The organism is Cellulomonas sp. zg-ZUI22 (genome assembly GCF_017353535.1).
In the GTDB taxonomy this organism is placed as follows: domain Bacteria; phylum Actinomycetota; class Actinomycetes; order Actinomycetales; family Cellulomonadaceae; genus Cellulomonas; species Cellulomonas wangleii.
Genome location: NZ_JAFMUZ010000002.1, coordinates 660,765 through 677,805, shown reverse-complemented (window position 1 = coordinate 677,805; position 17,041 = coordinate 660,765). Strand labels below are relative to the sequence as shown.

Annotated in this window: 13 protein-coding genes and 1 pseudogene; 12 read left to right on the top strand and 2 right to left on the bottom strand. The window is 74.1% G+C overall.

Features of this window, described 5'->3' with window-relative positions; translation table 11 throughout:
- Positions 1-189 precede the first annotated feature (189 nt).
- Entirely contained in the window at positions 190-1,617 is a 1,428-nt protein-coding gene (locus J1G43_RS10805) for an MFS transporter (protein ID WP_374191796.1), read from the top strand.
- A complete protein-coding gene (locus J1G43_RS10800; RefSeq protein WP_207378426.1) occupies positions 1,617-5,918 on the top strand; it encodes a bifunctional nitrate reductase/sulfite reductase flavoprotein subunit alpha in 4,302 nt (1,433 codons plus the stop codon). The genes J1G43_RS10805 and J1G43_RS10800 overlap by 1 nt, the downstream gene beginning before the upstream one ends.
- A gap of 137 nt (positions 5,919-6,055) precedes the next feature.
- Here the strand turns inward: J1G43_RS10800 and crcB are convergent, their stop codons facing one another.
- On the bottom strand, positions 6,056-6,433 hold the full coding sequence (crcB, locus tag J1G43_RS10795; protein ID WP_207342026.1) for a fluoride efflux transporter CrcB: 378 nt from the start codon (positions 6,431-6,433) through the stop codon (positions 6,056-6,058).
- Positions 6,430-6,966 carry a CrcB family protein gene (locus tag J1G43_RS10790; protein WP_207378425.1) on the bottom strand — a complete coding sequence of 179 codons (537 nt, stop codon included), beginning with the start codon at positions 6,964-6,966 and terminating at the stop codon, positions 6,430-6,432. The genes crcB and J1G43_RS10790 overlap by 4 nt, the downstream gene beginning before the upstream one ends.
- A gap of 300 nt (positions 6,967-7,266) precedes the next feature.
- Here J1G43_RS10790 and J1G43_RS10785 point away from each other — a divergent pair, with 300 nt between their 5' ends.
- From J1G43_RS10785 to J1G43_RS10740, 10 genes and pseudogenes are all read left to right on the top strand, one after another.
- Positions 7,267-7,572: an urease subunit gamma gene (locus J1G43_RS10785; protein ID WP_207342024.1), complete on the top strand. Its 306-nt coding sequence runs from the start codon at positions 7,267-7,269 to the stop codon at positions 7,570-7,572.
- Between the two features lie 2 nt (positions 7,573-7,574).
- The gene (locus J1G43_RS10780; protein WP_207378424.1) at positions 7,575-8,438 is read left to right on the top strand and encodes a hypothetical protein; all 864 of its coding nucleotides are present in this window, start codon (positions 7,575-7,577) and stop codon (positions 8,436-8,438) included.
- Between the two features lie 42 nt (positions 8,439-8,480).
- Positions 8,481-8,789 (top strand): annotated as a pseudogene (locus J1G43_RS10775) (urease subunit beta); the annotation flags it as partial.
- Positions 8,790-8,896: 107 nt separating this feature from the next.
- Complete coding sequence (ureC, locus tag J1G43_RS10770; protein ID WP_207371460.1) at positions 8,897-10,621, top strand: urease subunit alpha; 1,725 nt, start codon at positions 8,897-8,899, stop codon at positions 10,619-10,621.
- 8 nt (positions 10,622-10,629) lie between these two features.
- Positions 10,630-11,322, top strand: a complete 693-nt coding sequence (locus tag J1G43_RS10765; protein WP_249670864.1) for an urease accessory protein UreF — start codon at positions 10,630-10,632, stop codon at positions 11,320-11,322.
- Between the two features lie 37 nt (positions 11,323-11,359).
- Entirely contained in the window at positions 11,360-11,995 is a 636-nt protein-coding gene (ureG, locus tag J1G43_RS10760; protein ID WP_089798870.1) for an urease accessory protein UreG, read from the top strand.
- Positions 11,992-13,029: an urease accessory protein UreD gene (locus J1G43_RS10755; RefSeq protein ID WP_207378423.1), complete on the top strand. Its 1,038-nt coding sequence runs from the start codon at positions 11,992-11,994 to the stop codon at positions 13,027-13,029. The genes ureG and J1G43_RS10755 overlap by 4 nt, the downstream gene beginning before the upstream one ends.
- Before the next feature lie 56 nt (positions 13,030-13,085).
- The gene (locus J1G43_RS10750) at positions 13,086-14,012 is read left to right on the top strand and encodes an urea transporter (protein WP_207378422.1); all 927 of its coding nucleotides are present in this window, start codon (positions 13,086-13,088) and stop codon (positions 14,010-14,012) included.
- A gap of 92 nt (positions 14,013-14,104) precedes the next feature.
- Positions 14,105-14,959, top strand: coding sequence for a hypothetical protein (locus J1G43_RS10745; RefSeq protein WP_207378421.1), 855 nt, complete (start codon positions 14,105-14,107; stop codon positions 14,957-14,959).
- On the top strand, positions 14,956-17,022 hold the full coding sequence (locus tag J1G43_RS10740; RefSeq protein WP_207342017.1) for a YhgE/Pip domain-containing protein: 2,067 nt from the start codon (positions 14,956-14,958) through the stop codon (positions 17,020-17,022). The genes J1G43_RS10745 and J1G43_RS10740 overlap by 4 nt, the downstream gene beginning before the upstream one ends.
- Positions 17,023-17,041 lie beyond the last annotated feature (19 nt).

The following is a 17,041-nucleotide window of genomic DNA, read 5'->3' as shown; positions in this document are numbered from 1 at the left end:
TCACACCGCGCACCGGGCCGGTGTGCGCGGAACGTTCGCGGCGGGTTACCGGGGGGCCACCCCGGGTGAAACACCGCGTTCCTAGCCTCGAGCACGACGCCGGCACCACGCGGCGCCCCCGCCGGCCCGGCCGGTACCGACGCCCGACCTCGCGTGCCCCGCACGCGGCCCGACGCCCGGAGGCTCCCCGTGACCCAGACCCCGACGACGCCGCCCGCGGCGGGGGCGTCCACCCCACCCGTCCCGCCGGTCACCGGCACGGCCCACGGAGCCGGCGCGGTGGTCCTGACGCCGCCCGGGACGACTCCCGAGCTCGTGCGTCACCGCGGGCGGTGGCTGTACGGGTGGAACCCCGAGGCGACCGACCAGTGGCAGACCGTCGGGCGGGCCGTCGCCCGGCGCAACCTCGTCCTGTCGATCTTCGCCGAGTTCCTCGGGTTCGCGGTCTGGGCGCTGTGGAGCATCGTCGTGCCGCAGCTGCCCGCGGCCGGGTTCGCGCTGACGGCCGACCAGATGTTCTGGCTGATCGCGGTGCCGTCGCTGGTGGGCGCGACCCTGCGCATCCCGTACACGTTCGCGGTGCCCGTGTTCGGCGGCCGCAACTGGACCGTGGTGTCCGCGCTGCTGCTCCTGGTCCCGACCGGCGCGCTCGTGTGGGCGGTGCAACGGCCCGACCTGTCGTTCGGTGTCCTGCTGGGCGTCGCGGCGCTCGCGGGCGTCGGCGGCGGGAACTTCGCCTCCTCGATGGCGAACATCTCCTTCTTCTACCCCGAGCGGGAGAAGGGCCGTGCACTCGGCCTCAACGCGGCGGGCGGCAACATCGGCACGGCGGCCGTGCAGCTCGCGGTCCCGCTCGTGATCGTCGCCGCCGCGGGCGTGCAGCTCGAGCGCGCAGGGCTGATGTTCATCCCGCTCGCGGTCCTGGCGGCCGTGCTCGCGTGGCGCCTCATGGACAACGTCAAGGACGCGGCGACGGACCCCCGCACCTACGGCTCCGCGGCGCGGCAGCGGCACACCTGGATCATCTCGTTCATCTACATCGGCACGTTCGGCTCGTTCATCGGGTTCTCGGGTGCCTTCCCGACGCTGCTGCGCAACGAGTTCCCGACCATGACGCTCTCGATCGCCTTCCTCGGGGCCCTCGTCGGCTCGGTCGCCCGTCCGATGGGCGGCATCCTGGCGGACCGGCTGGGCGGTGCGCGGGTGACGATCGCCGCGTTCGCCGTGATGGCCGCGGGCACCGTCTGCGCGATCCTCGCGCTGCGGGCCGGCTCGTTCCCGCTGTTCTTCGGCTCGTTCCTGGTGCTCTTCCTGGCCACCGGTGCCGGCAACGGGTCCGTCTACCGCATGATCCCCGCCGTGTTCCGCCACGGCGCCGGGGACGCGGCCGACCGCGCCCGCCGCGCCAAGGTCGCCGCCGGGTGCCTCGGCATCGCCGGCGCGGTCGGCGCGGTCGGCGGCTTCCTCATCCCGCGCGGCTTCGCCGTCTCCACCGGTGCCACGGGCGGCATCGAGGCAGCCCTGTGGGTGATCGTCGCGCTGTACGGCGTGATGGCGGCGACGACGTGGGCGGTGTACGTGCGCCGCAGTGCGGCGTTCGGCCACGCGGTCATCTGATGACCGCCACCACGACGACGCAGGACGTGCGCACGGGGGCGACCCAGGTCGCCACCGTGTGCACGTACTGCGGTGTGGGCTGCGGCATCGTGCTCGACGTCGACGAGCACGGCGCCGTGCGCCGGGCGAGCGGCGACCGTTCGCACCCGTCGAACGCCGGACGTCTGTGCACCAAGGGCTCGACCAGCGCGACGGTGCTGACGGCCGGCGGCCGCCTGACGAGCGCGCTGGTGCGGACCGAGCGCGGGGCGGCGCCGGTGCCCGCGGACGTCGACCGGGCGATCGACGAGGTCGCGCGCCGGCTGCGGGAGATCCTCGACCGCGACGGACCGGACGCGATCGCGCTGTACGTCTCCGGGCAGATGAGCATCGAGGCGCAGTACCTGGCCAACAAGCTGGCCAAGGGCTACCTGCGCACGAGCCGCATCGAGTCGAACTCGCGGCTGTGCATGGCGAGCGCCGGCACCGGCTACAAGCTCTCGCTGGGCGCGGACGGCCCGCCCGGGTCGTACGACGACCTCGACCACGCCGACGTCTTCCTGCTCGTGGGCGCCAACATGGCGGACTGCCACCCGGTGCTCTTCCTGCGGCTGCTGGACCGCGTGAAGGCGGGCGCCCGGCTGATCGTCGTCGACCCCCGCCGCACCGCGACGGCGGACCGGGCCGACCTGTTCCTGCAGGTGCGCCCCGGCACGGACATCGCGCTGCTCAACGGTCTGCTGCACCTGCTCGTCGAGGAGGGGGCGGTCGACGAGGAGTTCGTCGCGGAGCACACCGAGGGCTGGGAGGCGATGCCGCCGCTGCTCGCCGACTACCCGCCGGACGTCGTCGAGGGACTCACGGGCGTCCCGGCGGCGGACCTGCGGGCCGCGGCGGCGCTCATCGCGGGGGCCACGAGCTGGGTGTCCTGCTGGACGATGGGCCTCAACCAGTCCACGCACGGCACCTGGAGCACGAACGCGCTGGTCAACCTGCACCTGGCCACCGGCGCGATCGGGCGCCGGGGCAGCGGGCCGTTCTCGCTGACCGGCCAGCCGAACGCCATGGGCGGGCGCGAGATGGGCTACATGGGGCCGGGGCTGCCCGGTCAGCGCAGCGTGCTCGACCCCGACGACCGTGCGTTCTGCGAGGACCTGTGGGGCGTGCCGCGCGGCACCATCCGCGCCGACGGCGCGGGCACGGGCACGATCGACATGTTCCGCCGCATGGCGGAGGGCGAGATCCGCGCGTGCTGGGTCATCTGCACCAACCCGGTGGCGTCCGTGGGTAACCGGCGCACGGTCATCGAGGGCCTCGAGCGGGCCGAGCTGGTGGTCACGCAGGACGTGTTCGCCGACACCGAGACCAACGCGTACGCGGACGTCGTGCTGCCGGCTGCGATGTGGTCCGAGGCGGACGGCGTGATGGTCAACAGCGAGCGGACCATGACGCTCGCGCGCCGCGCGCTGTCCGCACCCGGGGGCGCGCTGCCCGACTGGCAGCTGATCGCCCGCGTCGCCACGGCGATGGGCTTCGACGGGTTCGCCCACGCGTCGTCCGAGGAGGTGTTCGCCGAGCTGCGCCGCAGCAGCAACCCGCGGACGGGCTACGACCTGCGCGGCGTCACCTACGAGCGGCTGCGCCGCGGCCCCGTGCAGTGGCCCGCGGCGCCCGACGGGCCGGCGCGCAACCCGCTGCGCTACCTCAACGACGGTGTGCACCAGCCGCGGCACGTCCGCCAGGACGGCACCGCGCCGCGCCTCGTGTTCCCGACGCCCAGCGGACGGGCGGTGTTCCACGCCCGCCCGCACGTCGACCCGGCGGAGCTGCCCGACGACGACCACCCGTTCCTGCTGATCACCGGTCGGGTCGCCCACCAGTGGCACACCCTGACGAAGACGGGCCGGGTGCCGGCGCTCAACCGGCTGAACCCCGGCCCGTTCGTCGAGGTGCACCCCGACGACGCGGCGCGGCTCGCGCTGGCGGACGGCGCCTCCGTGGAGGTCGCGTCCCGCCGTGGCCGTGCCGTGCTGCCCGTGGTCGTGACCGACCGCGTCCGGCCCGGCACGTTGTTCGCGCCCTTCCACTGGAACGACCTGTTCGGCGAGTACCTCAGCGTCAACGCGGTGACCAACGACGCGGTGGACCCGTTGTCGTTGCAGCCCGAGCTCAAGGCCTGCGCCGTCGCGCTGACGCCGGTCGCGGCGCCGGCGCCCGACCCGGACGACATCGGCACGGACGGGGCCCACCGGCCTACCGGTGCCGCGGCCGTGGCCGGCGACGGCCCGGCCGTCGCTGCCGCCCGCGCGTTCGCGGTGGCACTCGGCCTGCCGGAGCTCGCGGCGCCCGTGCTCGACGCGGGCGAGCAGCGGTACCTCGCGGGCTTCATCGCAGGCCTGGGGCACGGCGCCCCCGGTGTGCCGGTCCTGCCTCCCGGTGCGCCCGTGGCCGGGGAGCACGCGCTCTGGGTCGACGGCGTGCTCGCCGGGCTGTTCTCCCGCAGCGGGGGCACCGACCCCGACGGGGCCGGTGCGCCGGCGCGCGAGCTGGTGGTCCTGTGGGCCTCGCAGACCGGCACCGCCGAGGAGCTGGCCGGCGAGGTCGCCGCCCGGCTCACCGCCGCCACCGGTCGGCGCGCACGCGTGGTCGCGATGGACGACGTGCTCGCGGCGCCGCCCCGGCGCGCCGACCTGGTGCTCGTCACCAGCACGACCGGCGACGGGGACGCCCCCGACAACGGTGCCGCGCTGTGGGAGGTGCTCGCTGACCCCGGCGCGCCGTCCTTCGAGGCGGCGCGGTTCGCGGTGCTCGCGCTCGGCGACCCGTCGTACGACCGGTTCTGCGGTCATGGGCGGCGCCTCGACGGCCGTCTGGCCGAGCTGGGCGCCCAGCGGTTGGTCCCGCACCTGCAGCGCGAGCCGGGCGACGACGCGTGCGTCGACCCGTGGGTCGACGCGCTCGCCGCGGCGCTGCGTGGCGATGACGGCGCGCCCCCCGCGCCCGTCGACGCGACGACCGGTGATGCAGCCGCTGTGGCGGACGGCGTGGTGGCGCCGGGCGGCGCGGGAGCGGTGCCGGGCGGCACCGTGCCCGGGACGGGGTCGCTGCCCGCCGCAGGGCAGGGCGTGTCGCGTCCCGGTGCCCGGACGGCCCGGGTCGTGGAGCCGGACGCGACGGGCGCACGCGGGACCGGCGAGCGCGCGACCCGGGCGCGACCCGGTCGCGGCCGCTTGGCGGTCAACCGGCGGCTCGGGGCGGCCGGCTCCGGCAAGGAGGTCCGCCAGGTCGTGTTCGACGTGGGCGACAGCCCGGTGCCGGTGACCTACCGGGCCGGGGACGCGCTCGCCGTGCACCCCGTGAACGCCGCCGCGCTCGTGGCGGAGTGGCTGGCCGCCACGGGCCTGGACGGTGCCGCGGAGGTGCGCGTGGACGGACGTGCGCGCGCCCTGGGCGACGCGCTGCGCACGGACCTGGAGCTGACGCGGCCCGCCACCGGCCTGCTGCGCTTCGTCGCCGACCGGTCCACCGGGGAGGACCTCGGCGCGCTGCTGCGGCCCGGCCGGGGCGACGCCCTGCGGCAGTGGCTGTGGGGCCGGCAGGTCGTCGACGTCGTCGCGGCGGCGCAGGTGCGCGCGTCGGCGCAGGACTGGGCCGACGCGCTGCCCCGGCTGCAGCCCCGGCAGTACTCGATCTCCTCCAGCCCGCTGGTGGAGCCGCACCGCATCGCCCTGACGGTCGGCGTCGTGCGGTACACGGCGCCCGGCGGTGCGGCCCGCGCCGGTGCGTGCTCGGGGTACCTGGCGGACGCGGACGCCGCCGCGGACGTCACGGTGCACGTGCAGCCCTCACCGCACTTCCACCTGCCCGAGGACGGGTCGGTGCCGGTCGTGATGGTCGGTCCGGGCACGGGCGTGGCGCCGTTCCTCGGCTTCCTGGCCGAGCGGCGCGCGCGACGGGACACCGGCGAGAGCTGGCTCTTCTTCGGCGAGCGGCGCGAGGCCACCGACTTCTGGTACCGCGAGGAGCTCGACGCGCTGCGGTCCGAGGGCGTCCTGACGCGACTGGACACCGCCTTCTCTCGGGACCAGCGCACGACCGTGTACGTGCAGGACCGGATGCACGAGCAGGGTGCCCGGCTGTGGTCGTGGCTCGAGCGCGGCGCGCACGTCTACGTGTGCGGGGACGCCGCGCGCATGGCGGCGGACGTCGACCGGACGCTGCGCGAGGTCGTGGCGGCACACGGCGGGATGTCGCCCGCCGGTGCGGCGGCGTACGTGACGGCGATGACCCGCGCCCGTCGGTACGTCCGGGACGTGTACTAGGCGTGCGAAAAGGCCTGCAGAGGGCGTGCCGGCCGTCCGACAAATGGACGTGCGTGCAGGTCGACCGTCCAGGGAATGTCCGCACGGACGTCGGGCCGCTGCCGGGGTGCGCGTCCTGCGCGAGCGCGGCGATCGCTTTACAGCGAGTCGCCCCAGCGGTACCCGAGAAGGGCGAGCAGCACGGCCACCACGAGCACGCCGATGCCGTAGGCGAGCGCGACGCCGTATTTCTTCTGCCGCACGAGCTGGACGAGCTCGTAGCTCGCGGTGCTGAACGTCGTGTAGCCGCCGAGGAATCCCGTGCCGACCGCGGCGCTCACGTCGGTCGAGGCCAGGTCGCCGGCGACCAGCCCGGTGAGGAACCCGAGGACGAACGAGCCGGTCAGGTTGATCACGGTGGTCGGCCACGGGAAGGCGGACGTGGTACGCGAGCGCACCAGCGCGTCGACGACGTACCGCGTGCAGGCGCCGATGCCGCCGGCGACGACCACGAGCAGGAACAGGCCCGGCGTCATGACGTCCTCCCGTGGGCGGGGCTGGTGTCGGCGTGTCCCTCGATGCGCCGCAGCTCGTGCGCGTCGGGCTGGTGCGGGTGCAGCCGTGAGCCGAGCGCGATGCCGGCGAGCGTCGCCAGGGCACCCACCACGACCGTGCCCAGCGCGTACAGCACGGCCACGCCGCCGCGGGAGTGGTCGAGCAGGACCGCGGTGTCGGTGGCCAGGGAGCTGTACGTGCTCAGGCCGCCGCAGAACCCGGTGCCGACGAGCAGCTTGAGCCGGCCCGCCAGCGGCGTTCCCGGCAGGGCGCGGGCGACGCCCTCGTACAGGTAGCCGAGCGCGAAGGCGGCGAGCAGGTTGACCAGCGGGATGACCACCGGGACCTCGTCGACGTCCGGCACGGCGAGCGAGAGCCCTTCGCGCGCGGCGACTCCGGCTGCTCCGCCGAGCAGCACGAGCCCGACCGCCGACCATCGCAGCGTGACGTGGCGGGGCGCCGCGTGCGGCGTGCCGCCGGCTGGAGGGGGAGCACTCCCCGGTGCCTGTGCCATGGGCGCCAGCGTAGGGCGAGAAAAGCCCCGGCGCGCCCGTTGACGGGCCGTCGCGCAAGCGAATCGATTCATGTGGCCACGTGTCCAGGGATGGTGCGTCGAAGGGAAATCGATTCATTTGACCAGGCGTCCAGAGAATGCCACCGGTGTTGTTCTGCTGGTCGCCCGGGCGAACGCGCGGACAGTTTTCCGTGATCAGGTGGGGGTACTCGTCCAGAAGTTGTCCTTAATGGCCGTCGGTGTATGGTCGGCAAGAGCGCAGGTGGGCTGCGCAGTTCTCTTCCGAAAGGTCGCCGCACCATGGATCTGACACCTCGTGAAAGGGAGAAGCTCTACGTGTACCAGGTGGCCCAGCTGGCCCGGCAACGCCGCGAGCGAGGCACCAAGCTGAACGTCAGCGAGGTCCAGGCTCTGGTCTCGGAGGCGATCATCGAGGGCGCGCGTGACGGCAAGTCCGTCGCGGAGTGCATGGAGCTCGGCAAGCACGTCGTCGCCGAGTCCGACTGCATGCCCGGCGTCCGGGAGCGGGTCTCGCTGCTGCAGGTCGAGGCGACGTTCCCCGACGGCAGCAAGCTGGTCTCCTGTCACGACCCCGTGTCGGCCTGAGCATGGCCGGCTCCCACGTCCGACCGGTGCTGGTCGGCGGGCACGAGAGCGCGCGGGGGGCCGACCTCGAGCGGCTCCGCGGTGCCCTGCCGGGCGCCGCCGTGTGCGCGCCGGGGCGCTCGCTGCAGGACGCGGTGCGGGCGGGCCTCGCGGCCGGCCCGGAGCCCGTCGTCGTCCTGCCGATGACGTGGGGGCGCGACCCGGTGATGGTCGCCGACACGGCGCGCACGCTGCGCTGGCTGGCCGCGGGGTCCGGCAGGGGGCGGATCGCGCTGGCGGACCAGTTCGGGACGGTCGACCACCTGGTGGCGCTGCTGCGGGCCGCGGCGACGCGAACCGCCGCACGGCACCCGGGGGCGGGTCTCGTGCTCGCCGCACCCGGGGCCGACCCGTTCGACGACGCGGAGCTCCACCGGGTGGCGCACCTCGTGCGGACGTTCGGGACGGGGCTGGAGATCGGTGTCGCGTGCGTCGTCACCGACGGCGACCTCGCCCGTGCGGTCCACCGCGTGCGCCTGCTCGGCGCGCAGGACGTCGTGGTCGTGCCGGCCGGCTTCGCCGCCGCGGCGCCCTCGGCGGACGCGCTCGACGGCGCCGCCTTCCTCGGCCCGCTGCTGTCGGACACCGCGCTCCTGCGGATCGTCCGGGAGCGTCTGGCCGCGGCGGAGCACGACCTGCAGCACGGTCACGACGGCATCGAGGACGGGCTCGAGGCCGACCACGGACACGGCTACGCGCACTCGCACGCCGGCCTGGAGGGGGCCGGCCACGAGCACCCGCACGGGCACGGACACCCGCACACCCACCCGCACCGCGCCGCACCCGTCGCTCCGGCGTCCGGTGCGCCCGCACCCGCCCGCGCCTGACGCGGACACCCTCGAACCGACCACGGAACGTGAGGAACCACGATGCTCGGCAGCCCGCAGTACCACCACAACGACCAGGACATCGAGATCAACGCGGGGCGCGAGAAGGTCACCCTCCTCGTGGCCAACACCGGCGACCGCGCCGTGCAGATCGGGTCGCACTTCCACTTCTTCGAGGTGAACCGCGCCCTGAGGTTCGACCGTGAGAAGGCGTACGGGATGCACCTGGACATCCCGGCCGGCAACGGCGTCCGGATCGAACCGGGCGACACCCGCGAGGTGACGCTCGTCGCGTACGGCGGCGGCCGCCGGGTCGTCGGGTTCAACAACCTCGTCGACGGGGGCCTCGACTCCCGCCAGACGCGTCTGGACGCGCTGCGTCGGCTCGCCGAGCGCGAGTTCGCGAACGGGACGCCGGAGCAGCCGGCAGCCGGCACGAAGCACGAGGGGGAGCACTGATGGCGATCATCCCGCGCAAGCAGTACACGGACCTGTACGGCCCCACGGTCGGGGACAAGGTCCATCTGGCCGACTCGAACCTCGTGATCGAGATCGAGCACGACTTCAGCGAAGGGCTCTACGGCGACGAGGTGGTCTACGGGGGCGGGAAGACCGCACGTGACGGCATGGCGGCCGACCCGCGCACCACCTCGGCGCAGGGCGTGCTGGACCTGGTCATCACCAACGCGATCATCCTCGACCCCGTGCTCGGCGTCCTCAAGGGGGACATCGGCGTCAAGGACGGCAAGATCGCCGGCATCGGCAAGGCCGGGAACCCCAACCTCCAGAACGGCGTCGACCCGCGCCTGGTTGTCGGGCCGGGGACCGAGCTCCTCGCCGGTGAGCACCTCATCGCCACCGCGGGCGGCATCGACGCGCACGTGCACTACATCTCGCCCCAGCAGGGGGACACGGCGATCTGCGGCGGCATCACCACGCTGTTCGGCGGGGGCACCGGCCCCACCGACGGCACGAACGGTGTCACCACCACGCCCGGCGTCTGGAACCTGCACCGCATGCTCGAGGCGGCGGAGGACATGTCCGTCAGCATGGGCTTCTACGGCAAGGGCAACGGCTCGTTGCGCCCCGCGCTCGAGGAGCAGGTCGAGGCCGGGGCGGCCGCCCTGAAGGTCCACGAGGACTACGGGACGACCCCGGCGGCCCTGAGCAACGCCCTGTCCGTGGCGGACGACTACGACGTCCAGATCACCGTGCACACGGACAGCCTCAACGAGGCGGGCTACGTCGAGGACACGATCTCCGCGATCGACGGCCGCACCATCCACACGTTCCACACCGAGGGTGCAGGTGGCGGCCACGCGCCGGACATCATGAAGCTGGCCGGGCACCCGAACGTGCTGCCGTCGTCGACGAACCCGACGCTGCCCTACACCGTGAACTCGGTCGACGAGCTCCTCGACATGGTGATGGTCTGCCACCACCTGTCGCACGACGTCCCCGAGGACGTCGCGTTCGCGGACTCCCGCGTCCGTGCCGAGACGATCTCGGCCGAGACCGTGCTGCACGACGAGGGCGTCATCTCGATGTTCTCGTCGGACTCCCAGGCGATGGGCCGGATCGGCGAGTCCTTCACGCGGGCGTTCCAGACCGCCCACCACAACAAGGACAAGCGCGGCAAGCTGCCGCAGGACGCCGAGGGCAACGACAACTTCCGCGTGCTGCGGTACCTCGCCAAGATCACGATCAACCCGGCGATCACGTGCGGCATCTCCGACTACGTCGGGTCCCTCGAGGTCGGCAAGATCGCCGACATCGTGCTGTGGCCGGTCGGGTCGTTCGCGGCCAAGCCGAAGATGGTCCTCCAGGGTGGCCTCGTCAAGTGGGCCGTCATGGGGGAGCCGAACGCCTCGCTGCCGACGCCGCAGCCGGTGTTCTACCGGCCGATGTTCGGGTCGTTCGGCAGGGCGCAGCAGAGCACCCGGGTGACGTACATGTCGCAGGCGGCCGTCGAGGCCGGTGTCCCGGACAAGCTGGGGCTGGAGAGCACGGTGCTGCCGGTGCGCCGCACCCGCCAGCTCGGCAAGGGCCACATGGTGCGCAACGGCTCCCTGCCCGTCGTCGACGTGGACCCCGAGACGTACAAGGTGACGCTCGACGGGGAGCCGGCCCACATCGAACCGGCGCAGACGCTGCCCATGACCCAGCTCTTCTTCCTGGCCTGAGGAGCACGGTGGCGACCGACGTCCGGGCGCTGCTCATGAGCCTGCAGCTGTCCGACTCCGCGTTCCCGAGCGGCTTCTACACGATGTCGCACGGGCTCGAGGGGTTCAGCCAGGCGCGGCTGGTCGACCACGGGGGGGTGGTCGGCCTGCTGCGCGGGCTGCTGCTGCACGGGGTGGGCCCGGGCGACGCGACAGCGCTCGCCCGGGCCCACGAGGCCGCGACCGCGGGCGACTGGGAGCAGGTGCACCGGGTCGACCGGCTGCTGTTCGCGTCCAAGCTCAACGCCGAGATGCGCCGGGCGTCCGTGCGCAGCGGGCACCAGCTGACGGACGTGGCAGGGGTCGCGGTCGGTGGTCCGGTGATCGGGACGTGGGCGCACGCGATCGCGGCGAAGGAGTCGCCGGGGTGCCAGCCGGTCGCCACCGCGGTGGTCTACGCGGCGACGGGTGTCGAGACGACCGCGGCGGTCGCGTCCGACCTCGCGGCGTTCGCGATGAGCGTGCTGGGGGCCGCGCTGCGCCTGCGGCTCGCAGACCACCGCGAGGTCCAGGTGGCGCTGCACGCACTGGCGCCGGTGATCGAGCAGGCGGCCGACGAGGCGGTCGCCCGTGACCTCGACGACATGGGTGGCTGCGTCCCCCTGGCGGACGTGATGTCGGCGCAGCACGAGCGTGCCGAGGCGCGCCTGTTCGCGAGCTGACGACGTGCCGGCGGATGCCGGCAGGACGGAGACGAGGATGAACGAGAACGTGCTGCGGGTCGGCATCGGTGGCCCGGTGGGCTCCGGAAAGACCGCCCTGACCGAGGCGCTGGTGCCCCGGCTGATCGCCGTGGGCCGGCGCCCGGCCGTGATCACCAACGACATCTACACGCAGGAGGACGCGCACCACGTGCGGCGCGAGCTCGCGGGCGTGCTCGACCCCGAGCGCGTGGTCGGCGTCGAGACCGGCGCGTGCCCGCACACCGCGGTGCGCGACGACCCGACGATGAACCTGGCGGCCGGTGCCGAGATGCTCGAGCGGTTCCCGGACGTCGACACGCTGCTGTACGAGTCGGGCGGCGACAACCTCACGCTCACGTTCTCCCCGGCGCTCGTGGACGTGTTCGTCTTCGTCCTCGACACCTCGGAGGGCGAGAAGATGCCGCGCAAGCGGGGGCCGGGCATCACGGACTCCGACATCCTCGTCATCAACAAGATCGACATCGCGCAGTACGTCCGCACCGACCTGGGCGTCATGGAGTCCGACGCCTACCGGGTCCGCGACGGCAAGCCGGTCGTGCTGACCAACTCGCTCACCGGCGAGGGCGTCGACGTCCTGCAGGACCAGATCCTGGCCATGTGGGACGAGCGCAGCCGCGCCCTGGTGCCGTGAGCGCAGACCTCGCTGCCCAGCCGGCCACGCCCGCCGTCCCGACGCGCCCGCGGGCGCGTCGGGACGAGGGTGTGCCCCCCGGCGGGCCGGTGCCGGCGTACGGGGGCCACCACCTGCAGCCGGCGTACTACGAGCCGCGGCGCGTGCCCCGGGAGGTCGCCCGTTTCGCCGGCGTGCCCACGATGCTGCCCACGGGCAGCCCGGGCAAGGTCGGCATCCTCGACCTGGAGTTCGCTCTCACCGGCCACGGCACCGAGCTGGTGGAGCACTACCAGAAGTCGCCGCTGCAGATCATGCGCCCGCTGTACTACGACCCGCGGCGTCCCGACATGCCGTACCTCTACCTCATGTCCACCGGCGCGGGCGTGCTGCAGGGGGACCGGCTGCGGACCGACCTGCGGTTCGGGCCCGGCACCAGCGCCTACGTCACGACCACGGCGTACACGCGGGTGCTGCGCATGGAGGCCGACTACGCGGTGGCGCTCACGACCGTCGAGGTCGGCGAGGACGCGTACGTCGAGTACCTGCCGGAGCCGGTCGTCATGTTCGTCGACGCACGCCTCTACCAGAGCACCCGGCTGATCGTCGCGGAGTCGGGGACGCTCATCGCCGGTGAGACCCTGCTGGCCGGGCGGCTGGCCCGCGGCGAGCGCCACCGGTACGCGGCGCTGGCCTCCGACGTCGAGATCCGCCGTCCGGACGGGACCGTGCTGGCGCTCGACCGGGTACGCCTGACGCCGCAGGACGGCGGGACCGGCGGCCTGGCGGTGCTCGCCGACCACGACGTGCTGGGCATGCTCTACGTCGTCACGCCGCTGGCGACGGCCCGCGAGCTCGCCGACCTGCTGCACGCCGAGCTCGCCGACGCGCCCGACGTCCTGCTGGGCGTCAGCGCCCTGCCCGGCGACGTCGGCGCCTGGGTCCGGATCGTCGGTGACGCGACGGCGCCCGTCACGCACGCGACGGCGCGCGCGTGGCGGGCGCTTCGGCTCCACCTGACCGGTGCGCCCGCGCCGCTGGTGCGCAAGACCTGAGCCGGACGGGCCTCGGCCCGTCCACGTCCCACCCGACCGCACGTCAGGAGAGCGTCATGGCAGCAACGACGTCGCCGAACATGTCCTCGAGGGCCGGCTCCGCGCTGGACCCCCGCGCGCTCGCGGACGGGCTGTCGCAGATCTTCTTCCAGCGCAACGTGTGGACGGGCCTGCTCATCCTGGCCGCGTTCGTCGTCGCGGACTGGCGCATGGCGGTGCTCGTCGTCATCGGCACGATCGCCGGGACGCTCACCGGGGCGCTCATCGGGGCGGACGACGTGCCGCTGGGCATGCAGGGCTTCTGCGGTGCGCTGCTGGGCGCCGCCGTCTACACGGCGCTGGGCAGCCAGGGCTGGGCCTACCCGATCGCGTTCGTCGGCGGCATCGCGTGCGCGTTCGTCACCTGGTTCTTCGTGCGTCTGTTCGCCAGCCAGCCCTTGAAGCGGTTCGCGCTGCCCGCGACGACGGCACCGTTCTGCGTCGTCGCCGGGGTCATGCACGCGACGACCGCGAGCCTGCAGGAGCGCTCGCCCGCCGTGCACGTCACCGACGGCACCGTGGGCACGTACCTGCGCTCGCTGCTCACGAACGTCTCCGAGGTCGTCCTGGTGAGCAGCGTGTGGGCCGGCGCGCTGATCCTGCTGGGCCTGTTCATCGCCTCGTGGAAGGTGGGGCTCGCGGCGGTGATGGGCAGCGTCGTGGGCAGCCTGTGCGCGTTCGCGCTGGGGTGGTCCGAGTCGGACATCGGTGAGGGCCTGGCCGGCTACTCCGGGGTCCTGACCGCGATCGCGCTGTCGGTCGTGTTCCTGCGCAGCAGCGTCGCGTCCTGGATCTACGCCGCCGTCGGCACGGTGGTGACCGCCGTGGTGACCCTGGCGCTGAACGACGCGACCGACGCCCCGCACTACACGTGGCCCTACATCCTCACGACGTGGGTGTTCCTGATCATCGCGTCGGCCGTCCCCGCCCTGCGGCGACCATGACGGTCGACGCGCCGCGGCCGCCCGCCGGGCGGGTCGCTCGCCGCGCCCGCCGGGACGCCGTCCGGCACCCGCCGCCCCCCACAGCGGGCCCGGTGCGGCTGACGCTGGACGACGTGCACGTCACCGGCCGGCACGGGCCCATGCTCGACCTGCCCGGCCTGACCTTCGGCACAGGGGAGTGCGTGCTGCTGGCGGGTGATCCGGGGGAGGGCCACACGGCGCTCGCGCTGGTCGCGACCGGTCGGCTCTCCCCGCACACCGGGACCGTCACGCTGACGACGGCTGACGGCGCCAGCACCACGACGCCCGCGGCGCTGCGCGCGCTGACCGCTGTGGTGGACCTGCCCGAGGTCTCCGAGCCGGACGACGTGCTGACGGTCGGCACCGTCGTGGCCGAGGAGCTCGCGCTCGCGCGTCGGCCCAGCAGCGCCCGCGCTGCGCGCGAGTGGCTCGCGGACCACGACATGGCCGACCGGCTCGGGACGCGCGTGGCCGAGCTGGACGGGCCGCGGCGCACCGCGCTGCTGACCTCCCTGGCGTCCGAGCGGCCGGGCGTGCGGCTGCTGGTGCTGACGCTGCCCGACCGTCACGGCGGCGACCCGTCGGGCTGGTGGGCGATCGCGCAGGCGTTCGCCGCCCGCGGCCTCGGGGTGCTGGTGCAGTGCACGCGGGCGTCGGCGAACCACCTCGGCGTGCCCGTGGCCGGCACCCGGGGCGACGCGGCGGGACGGGCCGCCCACGTCGAGGTGACACGCACGGCGCCCGGCGTGCGGCGGACGGCGGACGACGTGACGACAGGGGAGCTGCCCGCCGTGGGCGGCACGCCCGACGACGCGGTCGACGGCACGCCTGACGACCCGCCCGACGGCCCGCCCGACGACCCGCCTGACGACCCGCCCGACGACCGACCCGACGACCCGCCGCCGGGAGAGGGGCGTGCGTCGTGATCATCGCGCGCCTCACCGGCACCGAGCTGCGCCGCCTCGCCGCGGGGACCCTGCCCAAGCTGGCGCTCCTGGCGCTCGTCGTCATCCCCTCGCTGTACTCGGGGCTGTACCTCTTCGCGAACGAGGACCCGTACGGCCGGCTGGACCACGTCCCGGCCGCCCTGGTCGTGCGCGACCGCGGTGCGACGACCACGGACCCGGAGGACGGCAGCACCCGCCGGGTGGACTACGGGCAGGAGGTCGCCGACCGCCTGGCCGACGGGCGCGGCGGGTTCCGCTGGGTGCGGACCTCCCAGGCGGAGGCCGAGGCCGGGGTCCGGTCCGACCGGTTCGACGCGGCCCTGATCATCGGGCCGTCCTTCTCGCAGGACCTCGTCTCGTCCGCCGAGTACCGCCCGCAGCAGGCGAGCCTGACGCTGGTGACCAACGACGCCAACAACTACCTGTCCACGACCATCGCGGACACGATCGCCGACGACGTGCGCGACGCCATCGCCACCCAGGTGGGGACGCAGGCCGCGACGGTGTTCCTGCAGGGCTTCGGCTCCATCCACACCAACCTCGCCCAGGGCGTCCAGGGTGCGGACCGGCTGGTCGACGGCGCCGGTGAGCTGGCGACGGGGACCGCGGAGCTGGTGGGAGGGACGGGGCGCCTGGCGTGGGGGGCGCAGGAGGCATCCCGCGGCGCGGCCGAGCTGGCGGGCGGTCTGGACACGCTGCGGGCGGACACCCGCGGGCTGCCGGACGCCACACGCCGGCTGGCCGCGGGCGCGGCGAAGGTGGCAGCGGGTGACGACGAGATCGAGAGGGTCGCGACACAGGTCGAGGCGGCCGCGGCGAGGGCGACGGCCGAGGCGCAGGCTGCGGCGAGAGCGGCGGAGGAAGGTGCCCGGCGGTTGGAGGAGCGACGCGGGACGGACGAGGGGCAGGATCTCGACGCTGCGTTGCTGGCTCTCGACGACGCGCGAGCGGTGGTCCAGGACCAGCTGAACGCCCTGCAGGACGAGGGCTACCTCACGCCCGAGCAGGTCCAGGCCCTGACCGATCCCGTCCCGAGGCTGGAGGGCGAGCTCGCCTCGGCCCAGGCGGCCCTGCACCAGGCGACCACCGACCTGAGGGCGCTCGACATCGGCGCCCGGGAGGTCGCACAGGGCGACGCGGCGCTCGCGGAGGCCGCGCCGAGGCTCGCGCAGGGCATCGCCTCCGCGGCCGCCGGCGCCGGTCGGCTCTCGTCGGGCACCGCGCAGGTGTCCCAGGGCGCCGAGGAGCTCGCCATCAGCAGCGTCACGCTGCACAACGGCACGAACCAGCTGGCGTCCGGGGTCACCGAGCTGCGCGACGGCCTGCAGTCCGGGCTGGAACGGATCCCGGACCTCGACCAGCAGACGGAGCGCGACACGGCGCGCACGATCGGCGACCCCGTGCGGGTGGCCGACGACCAGCTCGCCCGCGCCGGCAGCTACGGGGCGGGCCTGGCCCCGTTCTTCATGTCGCTGGCCACCTGGATCGGCGGGTACGTGCTGTTCCTGCTCGTGCGGCCGCTGTCCCAGCGGGCGCTCGCCGCCGGCGCCCCGGCGTGGCGCACCGCGCTGGGCGGGTGGCTGCCGGCGGTGGTCCTCGGGGCGGGGCAGGTGGTGCTCATGACCGCCCTGGTCGCGTTCGCGCTGGACATCCGGCCCGTCTACGGCGCCTACACGGTGCTCCTGCTCCTGCTCGCGTCGGCCGCGTTCATCGCGGTCCTGCAGGCGCTGAACGTCTGGTTCGGCGCCGTCGGGGAGTTCCTGGGCCTCGTGCTCATGCTCGTGCAGCTCGTCACGGCCGGCGGGACCTTCCCGTGGCAGACGATCCCCGAGCCGCTGCTGTCGGTGCACCGCCTGCTGCCCATGTCGTACACCGTCGACGGGCTGCGTCAGACGCTCTACGGCGGCGACCTGGCGAGCGCCGCCGGTGACGCCGCCGTCCTGGCCGGGGTCCTCGTCCTGGGCCTGGCGGCCACGACGTGGGCGGCGTACCGGCGCCGCACGTGGACGCCCAACCGCCTGCAGCCCGAGCTGGTGCTCTGACCCACCGACGAGGAGACGC